Source organism: Glycomyces salinus (genome assembly GCF_016428645.1).
Taxonomy (GTDB): Bacteria; Actinomycetota; Actinomycetes; order Mycobacteriales; family Micromonosporaceae; genus Glycomyces; species Glycomyces salinus.
In genome coordinates, this window is record NZ_JAELXW010000003.1 from 21,360 (window position 1) to 37,278 (window position 15,919).

Sequence of the window (15,919 nt, forward strand, 5' to 3'; positions counted from 1 at the left end):
GTAATCTATGGCGGTGATCGATCTGCGTGCATTGCGAGAGAATCCGGACCTGTTCCGCGCCAGCCAGCAGAAGCGGGGCGCCTCCACCGAGGCCGTCGACGCGCTGCTGTCCGCCGACTCCGACCACCGCAGTGCCCTCCAGTCCTTCGAGAGCCTCCGCGCAGAGCAGAAGGGCCTGGGCAAGCAGATCGCCAAAGCTTCCGGTGACGAGAAGCAGGCCCTGCTCGACCGCACCAAGACCCTCGCCGAAGAGGTCAAGGCCGCCGAGGCCCGCGTGACCGCCACCGCCGCCGCCTTCGAGGCCGCCGGGCACGCCATCCCCAACCTGGTCGCGGACGAGGCCCCCGCCGGCGGCGAGGACGACTTCGTCGTGCTCAAGGAGGTCGGCGAGACCGCCGTCCCCGAAAACGTCCGCGACCACCTCGAGATCGGCACGGCCCTGGGCCTGCTCGACACCGAGCGCGGCGCCAAGACCTCCGGGGCCCGCTTCTACTACCTGACCGGCGACGGCGCCATGCTCCAGCTCGCCATGCTCAACCTGGCCATCCAGCAGGCCGTCGAGACCGGGTTCACCCCGATGATCCCGCCGGTCCTGGTCCGGCCTGAGGCGATGGAGGGCACCGGCTACCTCGGCGAGCACGCCGACGAGGTCTACTACCTCGAACGCGACGAGATGTACCTGGTCGGGACGTCCGAGGTGCCGCTGGCCGCCTACCACTCGGGCGAGAACCTCGGGGAGCTGTCGCAGCCGGTGCGCTACGCGGGCTGGTCCTCGTGCTTCCGCCGCGAGGCCGGCTCCTACGGCAAGGACACCCGCGGGATCATCCGCGTCCACCAGTTCGACAAGGTCGAGATGTTCGTCTTCTGCCGTCCCGAGGACGCCGAGGCCGAGCACGAGCGGATGCTGGGCTTCGAGGAGCGGATGCTCCAGAAGCTGGAGCTGCCCTACCGGGTCATCGACACCGCGGCCGGGGACCTCGGCAGCAGCGCGGCCCGCAAGTTCGACTGCGAGGCGTGGGTGCCCAGCCAGGGCCGCTACCGCGAGCTGACCTCGACGTCGAACTGCACCACGTTCCAGGCCCGCCGCCTCAACGTCAAGTACCGCGACGAGAGCGGCAGGAACGCCGTGGCCGCCACCCTCAACGGGACCCTGGCGACCACCCGCTGGCTGGTCGCGATCCTGGAGAACAACCAGCGGCCGGACGGCTCGGTGGCGGTGCCGGCCGCGCTGCGGCCGTTCCTCGGCAAGGACGTCATCGAACCGAAGTGAACTACAGCTGCTCCTCGCACCAGGTTTTGAGTACGGCGGCGTGGTTGACCTGCGGGTCTTTGGCTGCGTAGAGGAGTGTCACCGGCCCCGAGCGGGCGGCGGCGAGGATCGCCTCGGCGTGCTCGGGGCGGGAGTCGAGCTCGGCCCGGTAGCGCCCGGAGAACTCCTCGAAGCGCTCGGCGCTGTGCCCGAACCAGATCCGCAGGTTCGGGGAGGGCGCGGCGTCGGGCGCCCACTCGACCCCGTCGAGGTCGGCCTTGCTGACTCCGCGCGGCCACAGCCGGTCCACCAGGAAGACCGCGCCGGCGCGGTCCGGGTCGCGGCGGTAGTCGTATACGCGCTCAATCGTGATGTCGGCCATGAGGGAACCGTATGCCCCGGCGGGCGTCAATGGGTAGTTTCGGGGCGATTTCGCTTCGACGTGAGTTCAGACGCGGGCACCCATGGCGTTCACCTTCGACGGGATACTGTTGCATGGTGCGCGCTCACGCCCCGTCGACTCTCAAGCAGACTCCGCCCAAGTTCGTAGCCGTCGACCTCGACAACACCGTCGTCGACTACCACTACGGCGTGGCCACGAAGCCGACCAAGCGCGTGATCAAGGCCCTGCGGGCCGTCCGCGAGGCCGGCGTCCCGGTCGCGGTGGTCACCGGCCGGGCGGTCTGGGGCGCCGAGCGCACCGCCGACGACCTGGAGCTGATCGAGGGCTTCGCGTCCGCCTCACACGGAGCCAGCGAATACGACCTCGGCGACCGGCGCATCACCTACCAGGCCACGGTCGACCCCGGGCCGGCGATCGATGCCTTCCGCGCCGCCGACTCCACCGTGGAGTTCGCCGTCGCCCGGGACCTGGACGGCTGGTACCACACGAGCGGGTTCGCGACCGACTTCCACGGCAAGTTCGCCGGTCCGATCGGCCTCGACGAGGCCGCCGAGCGGCCGGTGCCGCGCCTGATCGCGCGCGTGGCCTCCGACAACGGCCGCGACCCCGGCACTCAGGATCCCAAGGCGCTGCGCCTGGCCGCGGCGGCCGCGCTCGACCCGGCCGACTACCACGTCGAGGTGGGCTTCAACGGCTGGATCGACATCGGACCACCCGGAGTGACCAAGGCCACCGGAGTCGCCAGGATCGCGCGTCACTACGGCGTATCATCAGCCGACACCGTCGTCTTCGGAGACGCGCACAACGACCTGACCATGTTCGAGTGGGCCGGCTACTCGGTGGCCATGGGCCAGGCGGTCCCGCGAGTGCGGGCCGCCGCCGACGAAGTCGCCCCCTCGGTGTGGGAGGACGGCGTGGCCGAAGTCCTGGAGCGGTGGTTCTGAACGAACGGGACCGGCGGGCCGAAGCCAGCAAACGAGGAGGACGCATGATCAACCTTTCGAAAGCGCCCCGGCTCGTCGCCACGGACCTGGACGGCACCCTCGTCCGGTCCGACGACAGCGTCTCGCCGCGCAGCATGGCCGCGCTCAAGCGCCTGGCCGCTTCCGGCGTCATCGTCGTCGGCGCCACCGGCCGCGGCCCGCGGCTGCTGGACCTGTGCCGCCGCGACATCCCATCGGCCGACTTCCTGGTGCTCGGGCAGGGCGCGTTCGTCTACGAGTGCCGCTACGACGACTCGGTGGTCGAGATGACCAACCGCTCGGTGGCCGGGGAGGTCCTGCACGAGGCCGTGGCGCGCATCGAGGCCGAGGTCGGGCCCCTGCGGGCCCTGGCCGAGCCGGCCGACCCCGTCCGCGACATCACCGGCGACCACTGGCCGGACTGGCCGTGGCCGGCCGTGCGCCTGGAGACCCTCCCCAGGGAGCTGGCCTTCACCGGCCCCATGGTCAAGGGCTATTTCGTCTCCGATGCGATCTCCGGGACCGAACTGCTGGAGGCCGCCATGGGCGTGGTCGACCTGGAGAAGGTCGTCATCACCGAGTCCGGCGTGGGCATGCTCGAGGTCTGCCCGGTCGGGGTGGACAAGGCCGCCGGGCTCCAGGTCGTCCTCGACAAGTTCGACATCGGCTGGGAGGACGTGCTGGCCTTCGGCGACGCCACCAACGACCTGCCGATGCTCAAGACCGCCGGCCACGCGGTGGCCATGCCGAACGCCCACCCGTGGGTCAAAGAGGTGGCCGACGAGATCGCCCTGGACTCCAACGACGACGACGGCGTCGCCCAGTACCTCGAGTACGTCCTCGACGAGCTCGTCTGAGACCGGCTCCCGCACCGACGCGGCCGTCTCCCTGCTTCCGAGTTCATCCGAGCACGCCCGCGACTTGACATTATCTATCGAATATCGATATGTTCATACCGTAGGTCGATAGAAGGAGTCTCGATGGGAACACTGGCCGTGCTCGCTCTGCGCATCGTCCTCACCGTGGCGATGGGCGGAGCACTGTTCATGCAGACTGTGATGATCCCGATGGTGGCCGCCGACGGGGCCGACTCGGACGGGCTGAGCGGTCTGGGCGTGGCCTACGTCGTCGTCCTCGAGCTCAGCCTCACGGCCTTCCAGGTGTTCGCGGTGTGCGTGTGGAAGCTGCTAACGCTGGTGCGGAAGGGCAACGTGTTCTCCCCGGCCGCCTTCCGCTACGTCGACATCGTGATAGGTGCCTGCGTGGCGGCCTCACTGCTGGTGTTCACTCTGGGCTTCCTGGCAGCCCCCGGCGAGGACGTGGCGCCCGGCGTCGTGCTGCTGATCGTCGGGATCGCCGTGGTCATCGCCTGGATCGCCCTCATCGTCCTGGTGCTGCGGCAACTGCTGGCCCAGGCGATCGACCGCGACACCGAGGCCGACCGCCTCCGGTCCGAGCTGGACGAGGTGATCTGATGCCGATCATCGTCGACATCGACGTCATGCTCGCCAAGCGCAAGCTGTCCGTGGGCGCCCTGGCCGAACGCGTCGGGATCACCCCGGCCAACCTCTCGGTGCTCAAGAACGGCCGCGCCAAGGCCGTCCGCTTCACGACCCTCGATGCGCTGTGCGAGGTCCTCGAATGCCAGCCCGGTGATCTCCTGCGCTGGGAGCCCGACGCCCGCCCCGAGCCGCCGGCCGGGGAATGACACCGGGACCGCCGCGAGGACGGCCCCGGTCTCGCTCAGGCGGTGACGAGCAGGACGATGCCGCCGACGGCGGCGGCGCCGTACAGGTACGGGAAGAACCGCATGGGGATGAAGAAGAGCGAGTCCCGGCGCTTGACGGCGACCTGCTGGCCGGTCTGCTGGTCGACCAGGGTCCGCGGCGGGTTCCGCCGCTCCAGCCAGCGGTCGAACCACCAGATGAGCGCCCCTCCGGCGATGCCGCCGAGAAGGAGCCCGCCACCGGTCGCCACGTCTCTGTTCGAGGAGACGACCACCTCGGTCAGGGAGGCGAAGACCGCGAACAGGATGGCCGGGAGGAGGACGAGGATGCCTTTGCCTTGCCAGATCAACATGTGTTTCGAGTCGCTTTCAGATGATTCGGGGTCCTAATTCGGACGGGCGAGAGAGAACGGTATGCGACCGCGCTTGCCATTCGATTGCCACTGGAGTGCCGTGCCGCTCGGACCGAGGACGGCGCCGAGTGAGGCCGCCGGGACGAGGTCGGCAAGCCAACGGCAAGCGAACGGCAATCGGAGTCGGCCAGTATCGCCGTGTGAAAAAAGCCGGATCGATCCTCGCCCTGTCCAGCCTGCTGCTCGCGGCCGGTTGCTCCGCCTCCGCAGACGACGGAACCATCGAATCCGATGACTCGCAGTCCACGGAGGCGGCCGAACCGGAGGAGGCCGAAGCGGCGGCGCTGCCCGACATCGACCCGCCGCTCGAGTTCGGCGAGGTGCACGAGGTCCCGAGGCCCTCCCTCCACCAGACCCGCGACGGGCTCCTCTACGGCGCCTACCTGGTAGAGGACAATTCGATCCAGCCCCGAGACGAGGACACGGTCGTCTCCTACTCCCTGGCCACCGGCGAGACGGTCACCGAAGCCGCGCTCGACGACGCATCGGTCCCGGCAGACGCCGAAGCATCGTCGCACTTGGAGACCGTGTTCGCGCCGTCCGAAGACGGCATGCTGCTTGTGCGAATCTTCTCGTACGTCCCTCCGGTCACCGGGTCCGAGGCCGAGCAGGAGACCATCCTCGTGCAGGCGTTCCACGCCGAGGACGGCTCGGTCGCCTGGACCCAGGAGCTGGAGTCCTGGAATCGCGGGGTCAACCCGTTCCTGACGGTGCATGAAACCGACGCGGAGCACATCGTGCTGGCCTGGGGCGCCCACAACGAGCAGACGCGCTCGCACGTGCTGGACACTTCCACCGGGGACTCGGTGTGGATCTCCGACGAGATCAGGGCGGTCGCGGCGGAAGGCGAGATCCTCGCCGCATTCGAGGCCGGCGACGACCTCGACCGCGACGGCGACCACCCCGCCGGGATGCTCGTGAATCTGAACACCGACGAGACCCTCTGGAGCCACGAGTTCGAATCCGGCATCAATATCGAGAGCCACAACTTCGGAGACGGGCTCGTGAAATTCACGGCCGACATCACCGGCCAGTACGGGGACGAGTCCGACGAATACGTAGTGGTCGACGCGGCCGCCGGCGAACCCGTGTTCGAGTCGACCCAGTCGGCAGGGGCGCTGTTCTGCAAGTTCGATCGGGAATCGCCGATGGTCTGCTACGACAACCAAGGCACCGTGTTCGCGATCGACTCGACGACCGGTGAGGTGCTCTGGGACGACGAGTCGATCGGAGCGGAGCGCGAACTCCCCAGCCGGATCAACCTCTTGTACAAGGGCGTGATCTACGCCGAGTACACCGGCGGCGCCCGCCCGCCGCTGGCGCTCGACGCCCGCACCTCCGAGGATTTGGCCTTCGAACTGCCGACTGACCTCCTCGAAGTGGGTCCCGGCTACGCGCTCGCCGAGGGCTACGACGACCTCGAGCAGAAGGCGTTCCTGGAGATCCACCTCGCCACCGGCTGACCGCCGCGGCCTGGGGCGTGCTCAGCGCACATCCCAGACCGGCTCGTCGGATTCGACGACCTCGCCGTCGCTCCGGAAGACCAGGTACCGGTCGAAGCCGCGCGCGAACCAGCGGTCGTGCGTGACCGCCAGGACCGTCCCCTCGAAGGAGGCCAGGCCCGCCTCCAGGGCCTCGGCGCTCTCCAGGTCGAGGTTGTCGGTCGGCTCGTCGAGCAGCAGCAGCGTCGCGCCCGACAGCTCCAGCAGCAGCACCATGAACCGCGCCTGCTGGCCCCCCGAGAGCGTCTTGAAGTCCTGTTCGGACTGGGCGGTCAGCTCGTAGCGGTTGAGCGCGCTCATCGCCCGCTGCCGGTCCAGGCTGGGGCGGTCCTCGCCGCCCTCCCACAGGATCTGGCGCAGTGTCCGGCCGTCGAACTCGGGATGCTCGTGCGTCTGCGAGAAGTGCCCGGGGCGGACGCGGGCGCCCAGTCTCGCGTCCCCGTCGTGCGCGACCGCCTCCAGTCCCCGCCCGGCCGCCGTCTCGGCCTCGGGGTCGGTCCCGCCCCGGGCCAGCAGCCGCAGGAAGTGGCTCTTGCCGGTCCCGTTGGCGCCCAGGACCGCGACCCGGTCGCCGTACCAGACCTCCACGTCGAACGGGAAGGTCAGGTCCTCCAGTTCGAGCGCGGAGCAGACCACGGCCTTCTTGCCGGTGCGACCGCCGGCCAACTTCATCCGGAGGTTCTGCGGCCGCGGCGGCAGCGGCGGGGGACCGGCCTCCTCGAACTTGCGCAGCCGCGTCTGCGCGGCCCGGTACCGGGAGGCCATGTCGGAGTTGTAGGCGGCCTTGTTCTTGTACATGAGCATCATTTCGCGCAGCTTGTGGTGCTCCTCGTCCCAGCGCCGCCGCAGCTCCTCGAACCGCTCATGCCGGGCCGCGCGGGCCTCATGCCAGGTCGCGAAGCCGCCGCCGTGGGTCCAGGTCGTGCCCGCCTCCAGAGTCACGATCGACTCGGCGACGCCCGCCAGGACCTCGCGGTCGTGCGAGACGAACAGGATCGACTTGTCCGATTCGCGGATCGACCGCTCCAGCTCGCGTTTGGCGGGGACGTCGAGGAAGTTGTCGGGCTCGTCGAGCACCAGCACCTCGTCGGGGCCCCGCAGCAGCAGTTCGAGCGCGAACCGCTTCTGCTCGCCGCCCGAGAGGGTGCGCAGCGGCCGCGACTTCGCCGTCTCCCAGGTCGAGCCGAGCAGCGCGACCGAGACCGTGTCGCACAGGACCTCGAACTCGTAGCCGCCGGCCTCGCCCCAGTCGGCCATGGCCTGCGCGTAGGCCAGCTGCGCGGACTCGGTGCCGTCGCCGGACATGACCCGTTCGGCCCGGTCGTAGCGGTCGGCGACCTTGCGGAGGTTCGGCGGCGCGAGCGAGAGCGCCAGGCTCTGGAGCGGCCGCAGGCCCTCGCGCATGCCGACCAGCTGGCGCATGACGCCCAGGCCGCCGCCGTGCGCGACCGTCCCCGCGTCGGGGGTCAGGTCGCCGGTGAGGATGCGCAGCAGCGTGGTCTTGCCGGTCCCGTTGGCGCCGATCAGGGCCGTCTTCCGGCCCTCGCCCACTCTGAAGGAGACCTCGGAGAACAGCGTTCTGCCGTCGGTGAGGCGGTAGCCGACCCCGGCCAGTTCAACGAAGCCCATGCGATGAGTGTGGGCGCACGGCACCTGGGCGTCAAAGGCATTTCGCGTTCGTGCCAGTAGGCTTCGAGACATGGAACTCATCGGCGCCGGGCGCGCCTCCCAGGTGTTCGCACTGGACGAAGGCCGGGTGCTGCGGCGCGCGGACTTCGACGTGTCCGACGAGGCGCGGACCATGCGCCATGTGCGCGAGGCCGGATACCCAGTCCCGGAGGTCCTCGAGGTCTCCGGCGGCGAGATGACCATGGAACGCCTCCACGGCCCCACCCTTGCGGCCGAACTCATCGCCGGGCGGATCGGCGGCACGCAGGCCGCCGCGATCCTCATCGACCTGCACGAGCGTCTCCACCGCATTCCGGCCCCCGAATGGCTCCCGGGCGCCCCGCGCGGCGTCGACCTGGGCGGAGACAGCCTGCTCCACCTGGACCTGCACCCCGAGAACGTCATCGTCACCGACGACGGACCCCGTCTGGTCGATTGGACCAACGCGGCCCGCGGAGCCGACGCGGCCGACTTCGCCGTCTCATGGGCGATCCTGGCCGGCGTCGAACCCGACGACTTCGGGGCCGAGGCCGACCGGATCGCCACCGAACTCGGCGGACTCTGCGCGGCACTCGCCGAGCGGGCCTCGGCGGAAGCCATCGAGGCCGCGATCGCCTACCGCGAAGCCGACACGAGCGTCGAGGCCGCCGAGATCAGCAGGGCCCTGAAGAAGGCCGCCGCAGCCTCAAACTAGGCCCAGGAACTTGGCGACGTGGTCGCGCGCCCGGCGGTCGAGTTCGGCGTAGTGGGCCCGGCGGGCCTCGCCGGACATGGCCTCGCCGACGACCAGGTTGCCGTGCTCGTCGATCGTCTGCGGCTGGGCCTCGGCGTTGAGGAGCATCTCCACGGCCGCTTCGTCGATCCCGCAGTAGCGGGAGACGCCGTCGCGCAGGGTCGTGTCCATGGCCTCCTGCATGGCCGGGACGGACTCGTCGTCGTCGTCGGCGGCGCCGCCCAGGCCGAGCCAGAGCATCTTCTTCCCGGCCAGTCGCGGCTTGCTGCGCCCGTAGGCGAAGCCGTAGCCCCACACCCGGTCGATCCATCCCTTGAGGACCGCCGGGACGCTGAACCAGTAGATCGGGAAGACCGGGATGATCGCGTCCGCGGCCAGGATCCGCCGCTGGTGGGCCTGGGCCGGTTCGGAGTAGACCTTGTCGCGGTCGTCCCAGTCGGGCTGGTCGGCGACGGTCATGAGCGGGTCGAAGTCCTCGGCGTGCAGGTCGAGCACGTCGACGGCGTAGCCGGCCTCTTTCAGGCGCGCCGTGACCTGATCGGCGATGTGGACGGTCAGCGAGTCGCGGCGGTGGTGGGCGACGACGACCAGTGCGGTGGGGTTCTCGTTCATGCTGCTCTCCTCGCAATTCGGTTGACCAGTCGAGTACACCCCCCGAATCCGTGGACGGACTATGGCCGTGGATCTCGATTCCATGTGAGAGCGTCTACGCTTGCGGTATGGATCCATTGAGCGTGCTCCTGAGGGGCATCCGTGCCGAGGGCGCGGAGTTGTGCAACGAGGAGATGGAGCCGCCTTGGCTCATTCACTGCGACGACCAGGCGCCGCTGACCATGGTCACGGTGGTCACCGGCGGGGTCACGATCATGTTCGGCGACGGCGGCGAGGCCGACGTCGCCAGCGGGCACACCGCGGTGTTCCCCGACCGGGGACCGGTCCGCTTCGTCGACAACGCCCCCGGCCCGACCTCGGCGTTCTTCGGCTCCTACTGGCCCTCCGGCCGCCGCCACGAACTGCTGCTGCGGGTGCTGCCGGAGCTGATCGTCGTCGACGACAACCCGACCGTGTGCGCCTGGCTCGAGGCCGCCTCCCGCGACATCGCCGATCGTCGCCCCGGCACCCAGGCGCTGATCGACCGGCTCTTCGACTGGGGCCTGGTCTGCACCCTCCGGTCCTGGTTCGACCAGGAGGGCGAGGCCGCGCCCGGCTGGTACCGCGGCTTCGCCGATCCGGTGGTCGGCCCGGCCCTGGAGGCGATCCAGAGCGAGCCGGCCCGCGCTTGGACGGTCGCCTCGCTGGCGGCCGAGGCCGGGGTTTCGCGGGCGCTGCTGGCCAAGCGCTTCAACGAGGTCGTCGGCGAGCCGCCGATGTCCTACCTCGCGTCGTGGCGTATGGAACTGGCCGAGGACCTCCTGGCCGACCCGTCCAGGACGATAGCGCAGGTCGCCAGGGTCGTCGGCTACGCAGACCCGTTCGGGTTCAGCTCGGCCTTCAAGCGCCGCAAGGGCGTCAGCCCCACCGAGTTCCGCGCCGGACTGCGACGTCCAACGGCCGCATAGCAGTGTCGGACACCCGACATCTGGTGCGAGACGTCAATGCCGCGATTCGCCTGCACCGATTCATATCCTCAGTTCATGGCGAAGATCCCCCATGAAGCGCTGCATCGCATCTTCCGCGACGAACCGGGCTTGTTCACGCGCACCCTGAGGCGAGTCCTGGCCGTCGACTTCCCCGAAGTCGAAGAGGTCGACGTCCTCGATACCGATCTGACGACGATCGAAGCGCTCGAGAGGCGCGTCGACACCGTTCTCAAGGCCGAGACCGCGGCCGGAGGTCGCCTGCTGGTCATCGAGCCGCAGACCGAGCCGTCGGACGAGAAGATCCCGGGATGGGCGTACTACCTCAGCTACCTGGAGAGCAAGTACGCGATCCCGGCCAGCCTGCTGGTGCTCACCCCTAAGCGGAGCACCGCCGACTGGGCTCGACGCTCGCTCGCCCTGGGCCCGCCCGAGCGGCCCTCCTTGAGGGTGTTCCCGCATGTGGCGGGCCCCGACAACATGCCGCTCATCACCGACCCCGCGGAGGCGGCCGAAGACGTGGTGTTCGCCGTCCTCGCCCTGCTGACCCACCGACTCGATGCGGATGTCGAAAAGGCCATGCGGCCACTGGTAGGAGCGATCGAAACGCTCGAGCCCGAGACGGCTAGGTATTGGTTCGAGTTCACCGAGGGAGGTCTCGGCGAAGGTTGTACCCGACAGAACTGGAGGAACATAATGAAGACCATGAGCTACGGATACGTCTCTGAATTCCGCCGCGAGGGCCGTGCCGAGGGCCGTGTCGAAGGGCTGGCCAAGGCAGTATTGGCATTCTTCGAAGACCGGGGGATCGACATCGACAGAGCCGATCGGGAACGCATCATGAACTGCGACGATGAGGATCTGTTGATGCGATGGCTGCTGCGGGCGCCGTCCGCGAGCAGCGCGGCCGGCCTGTTCGTGGACTAGCCCGAGACGGTCCGCGGCCGCGCCCCGTCATCCCCGCGACCGGTGACGGCGGGCGATCATCCACCAGTGCGCGCCCAGGCCGGTCGGATCGGTCAGGCGCGCCGAGGCCGAGGACCTGGCAAGGCCGAGGGCGTAGGCGGTCGGGTCCCGGTAGGCCTCGGCGATGTGCGGGCGCTCGACCGGCAGGCCCAACTCGGCCAGCGCCTCGCGCTGGCGGACCAACCGGTCGCATTCGAGCGCGTCCACGGCCACGTGCGCGGTGATGTCGCATGTGCCGTCGGGGACCGGCCGGACCGACCGGCCGTCGCGGAAACCGGTCATCGTGCCCGCCTCGGGTCGGCGCTCCATGGTGTGCCCGTAGTCGATCGCCACGACCGTGCCGGCCAGGACCCGGTCGGACAGGGCCTTCCAGGCGGCCTCGCGCGGCCTGCCGATCTCGGCCCGCTCGCCCGGGACGCGCAGCGGCCACCACTGGGCCAGCCATTTGGCGTCCTCGTCCTCGACCGGGTCGCCGGGCCGGGTGCGGCCGCTCTCGTCGACCTCCTCGTAGCGGACCCGGCCGGCCGGGTCCATGACCGCGACCTCGCAGGGCACGTTGTCCAGCAGCTCGCAGGCGATCACCAGGCCGGTGACGGACTCGGGGGGCTCGGGGCGCCACTCGATCCGCCCGGGCAGATCGGCGGGCCGGGGCCGCAGCTCGACCGCGGCCAGGCGGGCCCGCTCGTCGAGGTGGGCGGCGAGGTGGCCGATCAGCTCGCCGTTGCCCGCGCCGACGTCGACCACGTCGAACACCGGCGGGTGCCCCAGCATCTCGTCGACCGCCTCGGCCAACCGCGCGACCGCCTCGGCGAACACCGGCGTCTGGGCGCTGGTGGCGAAGTGGTGCGAAGGCTTCTCCCTGCGGTAGAAGCCTCCGGGCCCGTACAGGGCCCGCTCCATCGCGGCGCGCCACCGCTCGAACCCGTGCATCCACCGACCCTAACCGGCGAGTGAATCTTGCCACTCCCAGGCTCCCGGGCTGGCGTCCGCGTACTGGCGAAGCACAATTAATCAGTAAGCAACGACCGGTACCTCGTAAAGGACTGGATCAACATCATGGATCGCCCCAGCGCCGGGAGCCGTCAGGCCAGCAGGCTCGCCGTCGGCATCGTCTCCGCCGGACGGGTCGGCTCCGTAGTCGGAGCCGCGCTCGCGCGCGCCGGCCACCGCGTCGTGGCGGCCAGCGCCGTCTCCGAATCCTCCCGCGCCCGCGCCGCCCGGCACCTGCCCGGAGCCGAGATCCTCCCGCCGCCCGACGTGGCCGCCGCGGCCGAACTGCTCGTCCTGGCCGTCCCCGACGACGCCCTCGCGCCCCTGGCGCGCGCCTTGCCCTACCGGAGGGGCCAGATCGTCGTGCACACCTCGGGCGCCAACGGGGCCGGCGTCCTCGCCTCCGCGGCCGAGGCCGGGGCCCTGACCGCCGCGATCGCCCCCGCCATGACCTTCACCGGCGGCAACGAGGACCTCGACCGACTCACCGGCATCTCCTGGGCCGTCACCGGCGAGGCCGACGCCCGCTTCATCGCCGAGGCCCTGGTCGTCGAGATGGGCGGCGAGGCCGAGCACCTGGCCGAGGCCGACCGCACCCGCTACCACGCGGCGCTGGTCTACTCGGCCAACCACCTGGTCACGCTCGTCAACGACACCGTCGACCAGCTGCGCAGCATGGGCGTCGACGCGCCGGAGCAGCTGCTGGCGCCCCTGGCCTCGGCCGCGCTCGACAACGCCCTGCGCCACGGCGACGCCGGGCTGTCCGGCCCGGTCTCCCGCGGCGACGCCGGGACCGTCGCCGCCCACGCGGCCGCCCTCGACGGCGGCGAATTCGGGCCGACCTACCGGGCCGTGGCCCGCCGCACCGTACAGCGCTCGCTCGCGTCCGGCCGGATCGGACCGGCCGAGGCCGAGAAACTGCTCGCAGCACTCGCCCACCCCGAGGAGAACCCCCGATGACGAGGATCGTCCACTCAAGATCCGAACTGGCCGCCGCCCGGGCCGCCATGACCGGGACCGTCGCGGTCGTGCCCACCATGGGCGCCCTCCACGACGGCCACCGCGCCAACATCAGGCGGGCCCGCGAGGCCGCCGACGCGGTCATCGTCACCGTCTTCGTCAACCCCCTCCAGTTCCGGCCCGGCGAGGACCTCGACCGCTACCCGCGCACGCTCGAGGCCGACGCGGCCGTGTGCGAGGAGGAAGGCGTCGACCTCGTGTTCGCGCCCAGCGAGAGGGAGATGTACCCCGAAGGCCGAGATGGACTCACCACCGTCCACGCCGGACCCGGCGGCGACATCCTCGAAGGGGCCTCCCGGCCCGGGTTCTTCACCGGAGTCCTCACCGTGGTCGCCAAGCTCTTCGCCCTCACCCGGCCCGACCTCGCCTGCTTCGGCGAGAAGGACTTCCAGCAGCTGGCCATGGTCCGCCGCATGGTCCGCGACCTCGACATGGGCGTCGAGATCCTCTCGGTGCCCACCGACCGCGAGGCCGACGGCCTGGCCCGGAGCAGCCGCAACGTCTACCTCTCCGACATCGAGCGCGCCGCCGCACTGGCCATCCCCCACGCCCTCCGCGCCGCCCAGGACTCGACCGATCCGCTCGCGGCCGCCGAGAAGGTCCTGGACGCCGAGCCCGGACTCGAGGTCGACTACATCGCCGTCCGCTCCCCGGAGCTCGGCCCGGCCCCCGAGCAGGGCCCGGCCAGGCTCCTCATCGCCGCCAGGGCGGGCACCACCCGCCTCATCGACAACGCCCCGGTCTCGATAGGGGCCAGCATGATCGGAGATCCCGATGCTTAGGACCATGTTCAAGTCCAAGATCCACCGCGCCACGGTCACCCAGGCCGACCTGCACTATGTCGGATCGGTCACGGTCGACGCCGACCTGCTGGAGGCCGCCGACATCCTCGACGGCGAGCAGGTCTCCATCGTCGACATCACCAACGGCGCCCGCCTGGAGACCTACACGATCGCCGGAGAGCGCGGCAGCGGCGTCATCGGCATCAACGGCGCCGCCGCCCACCTGGTCGACCCCGGCGACCTGGTGATCCTCATCTCGTACGCCCAGCTGGAGGACGCCGAGGCGCGCTCGTTCACCCCGCGCGTGGTCCACGTCGACGAGAACAACGAGATCATCGAGGTCGACGACGACAAGGCCCACCCGGCCCCGGGAACGGCCGGCAACGCGGTGGCATCGCCACTAGCCGAGCGGTAAGTTTCTTGACCATGACCGAAGAGAAGAAGACCGAGCCGGCCGACGACCCCAAGAAGGCCGACAAACCGGAACCGGCCGACGACCTCAAGACCACCCACCACACCCTCGGCGACCTCAGCTACGCCGCCACCACCGGGCGGATCGTCCTGCACGAAGAGGTCACCGAGGACGAGAAGTACAACGGCCGCAAACCCAAGGCCGAGGTCTCGATCACCTACTACGAGCTCGACGGCGCCGACGTCACCACCCGACCGATCACCTTCGCGTTCAACGGCGGGCCCGGCTCGTCCTCGATCTGGCTGCACCTGGGCCTGCTGGGGCCGCGCCGGGTCGACTCCGGCGACGTCGGGAACCTCACCCCGCCGCCGTACGGGCTGCTCGACAACCACGAGACGCTCCTGCGCCACACCGACCTGGTCTTCATCGACCCGGTCTCGACCGGGTACTCGCGCGCGGCCGAAGGCGAGAAGGCCGGCCCGTACCACGGCTTCACCGGCGACATGGAGGCCGTCGGCGAGATCATCCGGCTCATGACCACCCGCCACAACCGCTGGCTGTCGCCGAAGTTCCTGATCGGGGAGTCCTACGGCGGCACCCGAGGCGGGGCCCTGGCCGAATACCTCCAGACCCGCTTCGGCATGTTCCTCAACGGCGTCATATTCCTGGCCCCGGCGTTCAACATGGAGACGCTGTACCACGCCAAGCGCTCGGACCTGCCGAACCCGCTGTTCCTGCCGACCTACGCGGCGACCGCCCACTACCACGGGCTGCATCCGGACCGCGAACTCGACGACCTGGTGGCCGAGGCCCGCGCCTACGCCGACCAGTACCGCACGATCCTGGCCAAGGGCCAGAACCTCGACCCCGAGGAGCGGGCGGCGGCCGTGGCCAAGATCGCCTCGCTGGCCGGGGTCAGCGAGGAGTACGTCGACCGCGCCAACCTGCGCCTGGAGCACACCCGCTTCTACGCCGAGCTGCAACGGCACCGCAAACTCGTCACCGGCCGGCTCGACACCCGCTTCACCGGCCCGGTGGACAACGCCATCCACGAGGTCATGCCGTACGACCCGTTCCTGCACGCCATCGACGGGCCCTACACCGCCGCGCTCCAGTACTACCTGCGCACCGAGCTGGAGTACGAGAACGAGGCGGTCTACGAGACCCTCTCCCGGGCGGTGCACCCGTGGTCGTACAAGGAGTTCGAGGGCGACGCGGTCGACGTCGTCGACCGGCTTGCCGGCGCCATGCGCATCAACCCCGACCTGAAGGTGCACGTGTCGATGGGCCGCTACGACGGCGGCGTCCCGATCGAGGCGATCGAGTACACACTCGACCACCTCGAGATCCCCCTCGAAGCGCGCGAGCGCATCGAGACCGCCGAATACCCGACCGGGCACATGATGTACGTGCACGGACCCTCGCGCGTCCAGCAGTCGGCCGACCTGGCCGACTTCGTCCGGAGAGCCTCCGGGCGGAGCTAGGGCACGGAATCAGGAGAGCATCGAACCGGTGA

At 70.1% G+C, this 15,919-nt stretch carries 18 protein-coding genes; 13 read left to right on the forward strand and 5 right to left on the reverse strand.

Annotated features, from left to right (window positions below):
* Window positions 1-13 precede the first annotated feature (13 nt).
* Window positions 14-1,270 (forward strand): serine--tRNA ligase, encoded by a 1,257-nt coding sequence (serS, locus tag JFB92_RS01135; RefSeq protein WP_199034058.1) that lies wholly within the window; start codon window positions 14-16, stop codon window positions 1,268-1,270.
* Window position 1,271: 1 nt separating this feature from the next.
* On the opposite strand, the gene JFB92_RS01140 is transcribed toward serS, so the two are convergent.
* Window positions 1,272-1,631 (reverse strand): DUF488 domain-containing protein, encoded by a 360-nt coding sequence (locus JFB92_RS01140; protein WP_199034059.1) that lies wholly within the window; start codon window positions 1,629-1,631, stop codon window positions 1,272-1,274.
* A gap of 116 nt (window positions 1,632-1,747) precedes the next feature.
* Here JFB92_RS01140 and JFB92_RS01145 point away from each other — a divergent pair, with 116 nt between their 5' ends.
* The 4 genes from JFB92_RS01145 to JFB92_RS01160 all read left to right on the forward strand — a co-directional run bounded on the left by JFB92_RS01145 (window position 1,748) and on the right by JFB92_RS01160 (window position 4,322).
* Entirely contained in the window at window positions 1,748-2,596 is an 849-nt protein-coding gene (locus JFB92_RS01145) for an HAD family hydrolase (protein WP_199034060.1), read from the forward strand.
* A gap of 44 nt (window positions 2,597-2,640) precedes the next feature.
* Complete coding sequence (locus JFB92_RS01150; RefSeq protein ID WP_199034061.1) at window positions 2,641-3,471, forward strand: HAD family hydrolase; 831 nt, start codon at window positions 2,641-2,643, stop codon at window positions 3,469-3,471.
* A gap of 123 nt (window positions 3,472-3,594) precedes the next feature.
* Window positions 3,595-4,089 (forward strand): DUF2975 domain-containing protein, encoded by a 495-nt coding sequence (locus JFB92_RS01155; RefSeq protein WP_199034063.1) that lies wholly within the window; start codon window positions 3,595-3,597, stop codon window positions 4,087-4,089.
* Window positions 4,089-4,322 (forward strand): helix-turn-helix domain-containing protein, encoded by a 234-nt coding sequence (locus tag JFB92_RS01160; protein WP_199034065.1) that lies wholly within the window; start codon window positions 4,089-4,091, stop codon window positions 4,320-4,322. Before JFB92_RS01155 ends, JFB92_RS01160 begins: the two co-directional genes overlap by 1 nt.
* 35 nt (window positions 4,323-4,357) lie before the next feature.
* On the opposite strand, the gene JFB92_RS01165 is transcribed toward JFB92_RS01160, so the two are convergent.
* Window positions 4,358-4,693 (reverse strand): hypothetical protein, encoded by a 336-nt coding sequence (locus JFB92_RS01165; protein WP_199034066.1) that lies wholly within the window; start codon window positions 4,691-4,693, stop codon window positions 4,358-4,360.
* A 200-nt stretch (window positions 4,694-4,893) separates the two neighbouring features.
* Here JFB92_RS01165 and JFB92_RS26420 point away from each other — a divergent pair, with 200 nt between their 5' ends.
* On the forward strand, window positions 4,894-6,216 hold the full coding sequence (locus JFB92_RS26420) for an outer membrane protein assembly factor BamB family protein (protein ID WP_199034067.1): 1,323 nt from the start codon (window positions 4,894-4,896) through the stop codon (window positions 6,214-6,216).
* Window positions 6,217-6,237: 21 nt separating this feature from the next.
* Here the strand turns inward: JFB92_RS26420 and JFB92_RS01175 are convergent, their stop codons facing one another.
* Window positions 6,238-7,884, reverse strand: coding sequence for an ABC-F family ATP-binding cassette domain-containing protein (locus tag JFB92_RS01175; RefSeq protein WP_199034068.1), 1,647 nt, complete (start codon window positions 7,882-7,884; stop codon window positions 6,238-6,240).
* Between the two features lie 70 nt (window positions 7,885-7,954).
* On the opposite strand from JFB92_RS01175, the gene JFB92_RS01180 reads away from it, so the two are divergent.
* Window positions 7,955-8,617: a phosphotransferase gene (locus JFB92_RS01180; protein ID WP_199034069.1), complete on the forward strand. Its 663-nt coding sequence runs from the start codon at window positions 7,955-7,957 to the stop codon at window positions 8,615-8,617.
* Here the strand turns inward: JFB92_RS01180 and JFB92_RS01185 are convergent.
* Window positions 8,609-9,268 (reverse strand): NAD(P)H oxidoreductase, encoded by a 660-nt coding sequence (locus tag JFB92_RS01185; protein WP_199034070.1) that lies wholly within the window; start codon window positions 9,266-9,268, stop codon window positions 8,609-8,611. The genes JFB92_RS01180 and JFB92_RS01185 overlap by 9 nt on opposite strands.
* A gap of 107 nt (window positions 9,269-9,375) precedes the next feature.
* On the opposite strand from JFB92_RS01185, the gene JFB92_RS01190 reads away from it, so the two are divergent.
* Window positions 9,376-10,215, forward strand: coding sequence for an AraC family transcriptional regulator (locus JFB92_RS01190; RefSeq protein WP_199034071.1), 840 nt, complete (start codon window positions 9,376-9,378; stop codon window positions 10,213-10,215).
* Between the two features lie 75 nt (window positions 10,216-10,290).
* On the forward strand, window positions 10,291-11,160 hold the full coding sequence (locus JFB92_RS01195) for an RpnC/YadD family protein (RefSeq protein WP_199034073.1): 870 nt from the start codon (window positions 10,291-10,293) through the stop codon (window positions 11,158-11,160).
* A 27-nt stretch (window positions 11,161-11,187) separates the two neighbouring features.
* On the opposite strand, the gene JFB92_RS01200 is transcribed toward JFB92_RS01195, so the two are convergent.
* Window positions 11,188-12,129 carry an SAM-dependent methyltransferase gene (locus JFB92_RS01200; protein WP_199034076.1) on the reverse strand — a complete coding sequence of 314 codons (942 nt, stop codon included), beginning with the start codon at window positions 12,127-12,129 and terminating at the stop codon, window positions 11,188-11,190.
* Window positions 12,130-12,255: 126 nt separating this feature from the next.
* On the opposite strand from JFB92_RS01200, the gene JFB92_RS01205 reads away from it, so the two are divergent.
* From JFB92_RS01205 to JFB92_RS01220, 4 genes are read left to right on the forward strand one after another with little or no spacing between them, the layout of a single operon-like run.
* Window positions 12,256-13,149: a Rossmann-like and DUF2520 domain-containing protein gene (locus tag JFB92_RS01205; RefSeq protein WP_199034078.1), complete on the forward strand. Its 894-nt coding sequence runs from the start codon at window positions 12,256-12,258 to the stop codon at window positions 13,147-13,149.
* A complete protein-coding gene (panC, locus tag JFB92_RS01210) occupies window positions 13,146-13,991 on the forward strand; it encodes a pantoate--beta-alanine ligase (protein WP_199034080.1) in 846 nt (281 codons plus the stop codon). The genes JFB92_RS01205 and panC overlap by 4 nt, the downstream gene beginning before the upstream one ends.
* A complete protein-coding gene (panD, locus tag JFB92_RS01215; RefSeq protein WP_199034088.1) occupies window positions 13,984-14,406 on the forward strand; it encodes an aspartate 1-decarboxylase in 423 nt (140 codons plus the stop codon). The genes panC and panD overlap by 8 nt, the downstream gene beginning before the upstream one ends.
* A gap of 11 nt (window positions 14,407-14,417) precedes the next feature.
* Window positions 14,418-15,887 carry a S10 family peptidase gene (locus tag JFB92_RS01220; RefSeq protein ID WP_199034090.1) on the forward strand — a complete coding sequence of 490 codons (1,470 nt, stop codon included), beginning with the start codon at window positions 14,418-14,420 and terminating at the stop codon, window positions 15,885-15,887.
* Window positions 15,888-15,919 lie beyond the last annotated feature (32 nt).

Bases quoted from the DNA above. Each gene is read 5' to 3' on its own strand.
- JFB92_RS01175 (WP_199034068.1), bottom strand. From the start codon at position 7,884: ATGGGCTTCGTTGAACTGGCCGGGGTCGGCTACCGCCTCACCGACGGC.
- JFB92_RS01180 (WP_199034069.1), top strand. From the start codon at position 7,955: ATGGAACTCATCGGCGCCGGGCGCGCCTCCCAGGTGTTCGCACTGGAC.
- panD (WP_199034088.1), top strand. From the start codon at position 13,984: ATGCTTAGGACCATGTTCAAGTCCAAGATCCACCGCGCCACGGTCACC.
- JFB92_RS01205 (WP_199034078.1), top strand. From the start codon at position 12,256: ATGGATCGCCCCAGCGCCGGGAGCCGTCAGGCCAGCAGGCTCGCCGTC.
- JFB92_RS01190 (WP_199034071.1), top strand. From the start codon at position 9,376: ATGGATCCATTGAGCGTGCTCCTGAGGGGCATCCGTGCCGAGGGCGCG.
- JFB92_RS01165 (WP_199034066.1), bottom strand. From the start codon at position 4,693: ATGTTGATCTGGCAAGGCAAAGGCATCCTCGTCCTCCTCCCGGCCATC.
- JFB92_RS01185 (WP_199034070.1), bottom strand. From the start codon at position 9,268: ATGAACGAGAACCCCACCGCACTGGTCGTCGTCGCCCACCACCGCCGC.
- JFB92_RS01150 (WP_199034061.1), top strand. From the start codon at position 2,641: ATGATCAACCTTTCGAAAGCGCCCCGGCTCGTCGCCACGGACCTGGAC.
- panC (WP_199034080.1), top strand. From the start codon at position 13,146: ATGACGAGGATCGTCCACTCAAGATCCGAACTGGCCGCCGCCCGGGCC.
- JFB92_RS01220 (WP_199034090.1), top strand. From the start codon at position 14,418: ATGACCGAAGAGAAGAAGACCGAGCCGGCCGACGACCCCAAGAAGGCC.
- JFB92_RS01140 (WP_199034059.1), bottom strand. From the start codon at position 1,631: ATGGCCGACATCACGATTGAGCGCGTATACGACTACCGCCGCGACCCG.
- JFB92_RS01200 (WP_199034076.1), bottom strand. From the start codon at position 12,129: ATGCACGGGTTCGAGCGGTGGCGCGCCGCGATGGAGCGGGCCCTGTAC.
- JFB92_RS01160 (WP_199034065.1), top strand. From the start codon at position 4,089: ATGCCGATCATCGTCGACATCGACGTCATGCTCGCCAAGCGCAAGCTG.
- JFB92_RS01195 (WP_199034073.1), top strand. From the start codon at position 10,291: ATGGCGAAGATCCCCCATGAAGCGCTGCATCGCATCTTCCGCGACGAA.
- JFB92_RS01155 (WP_199034063.1), top strand. From the start codon at position 3,595: ATGGGAACACTGGCCGTGCTCGCTCTGCGCATCGTCCTCACCGTGGCG.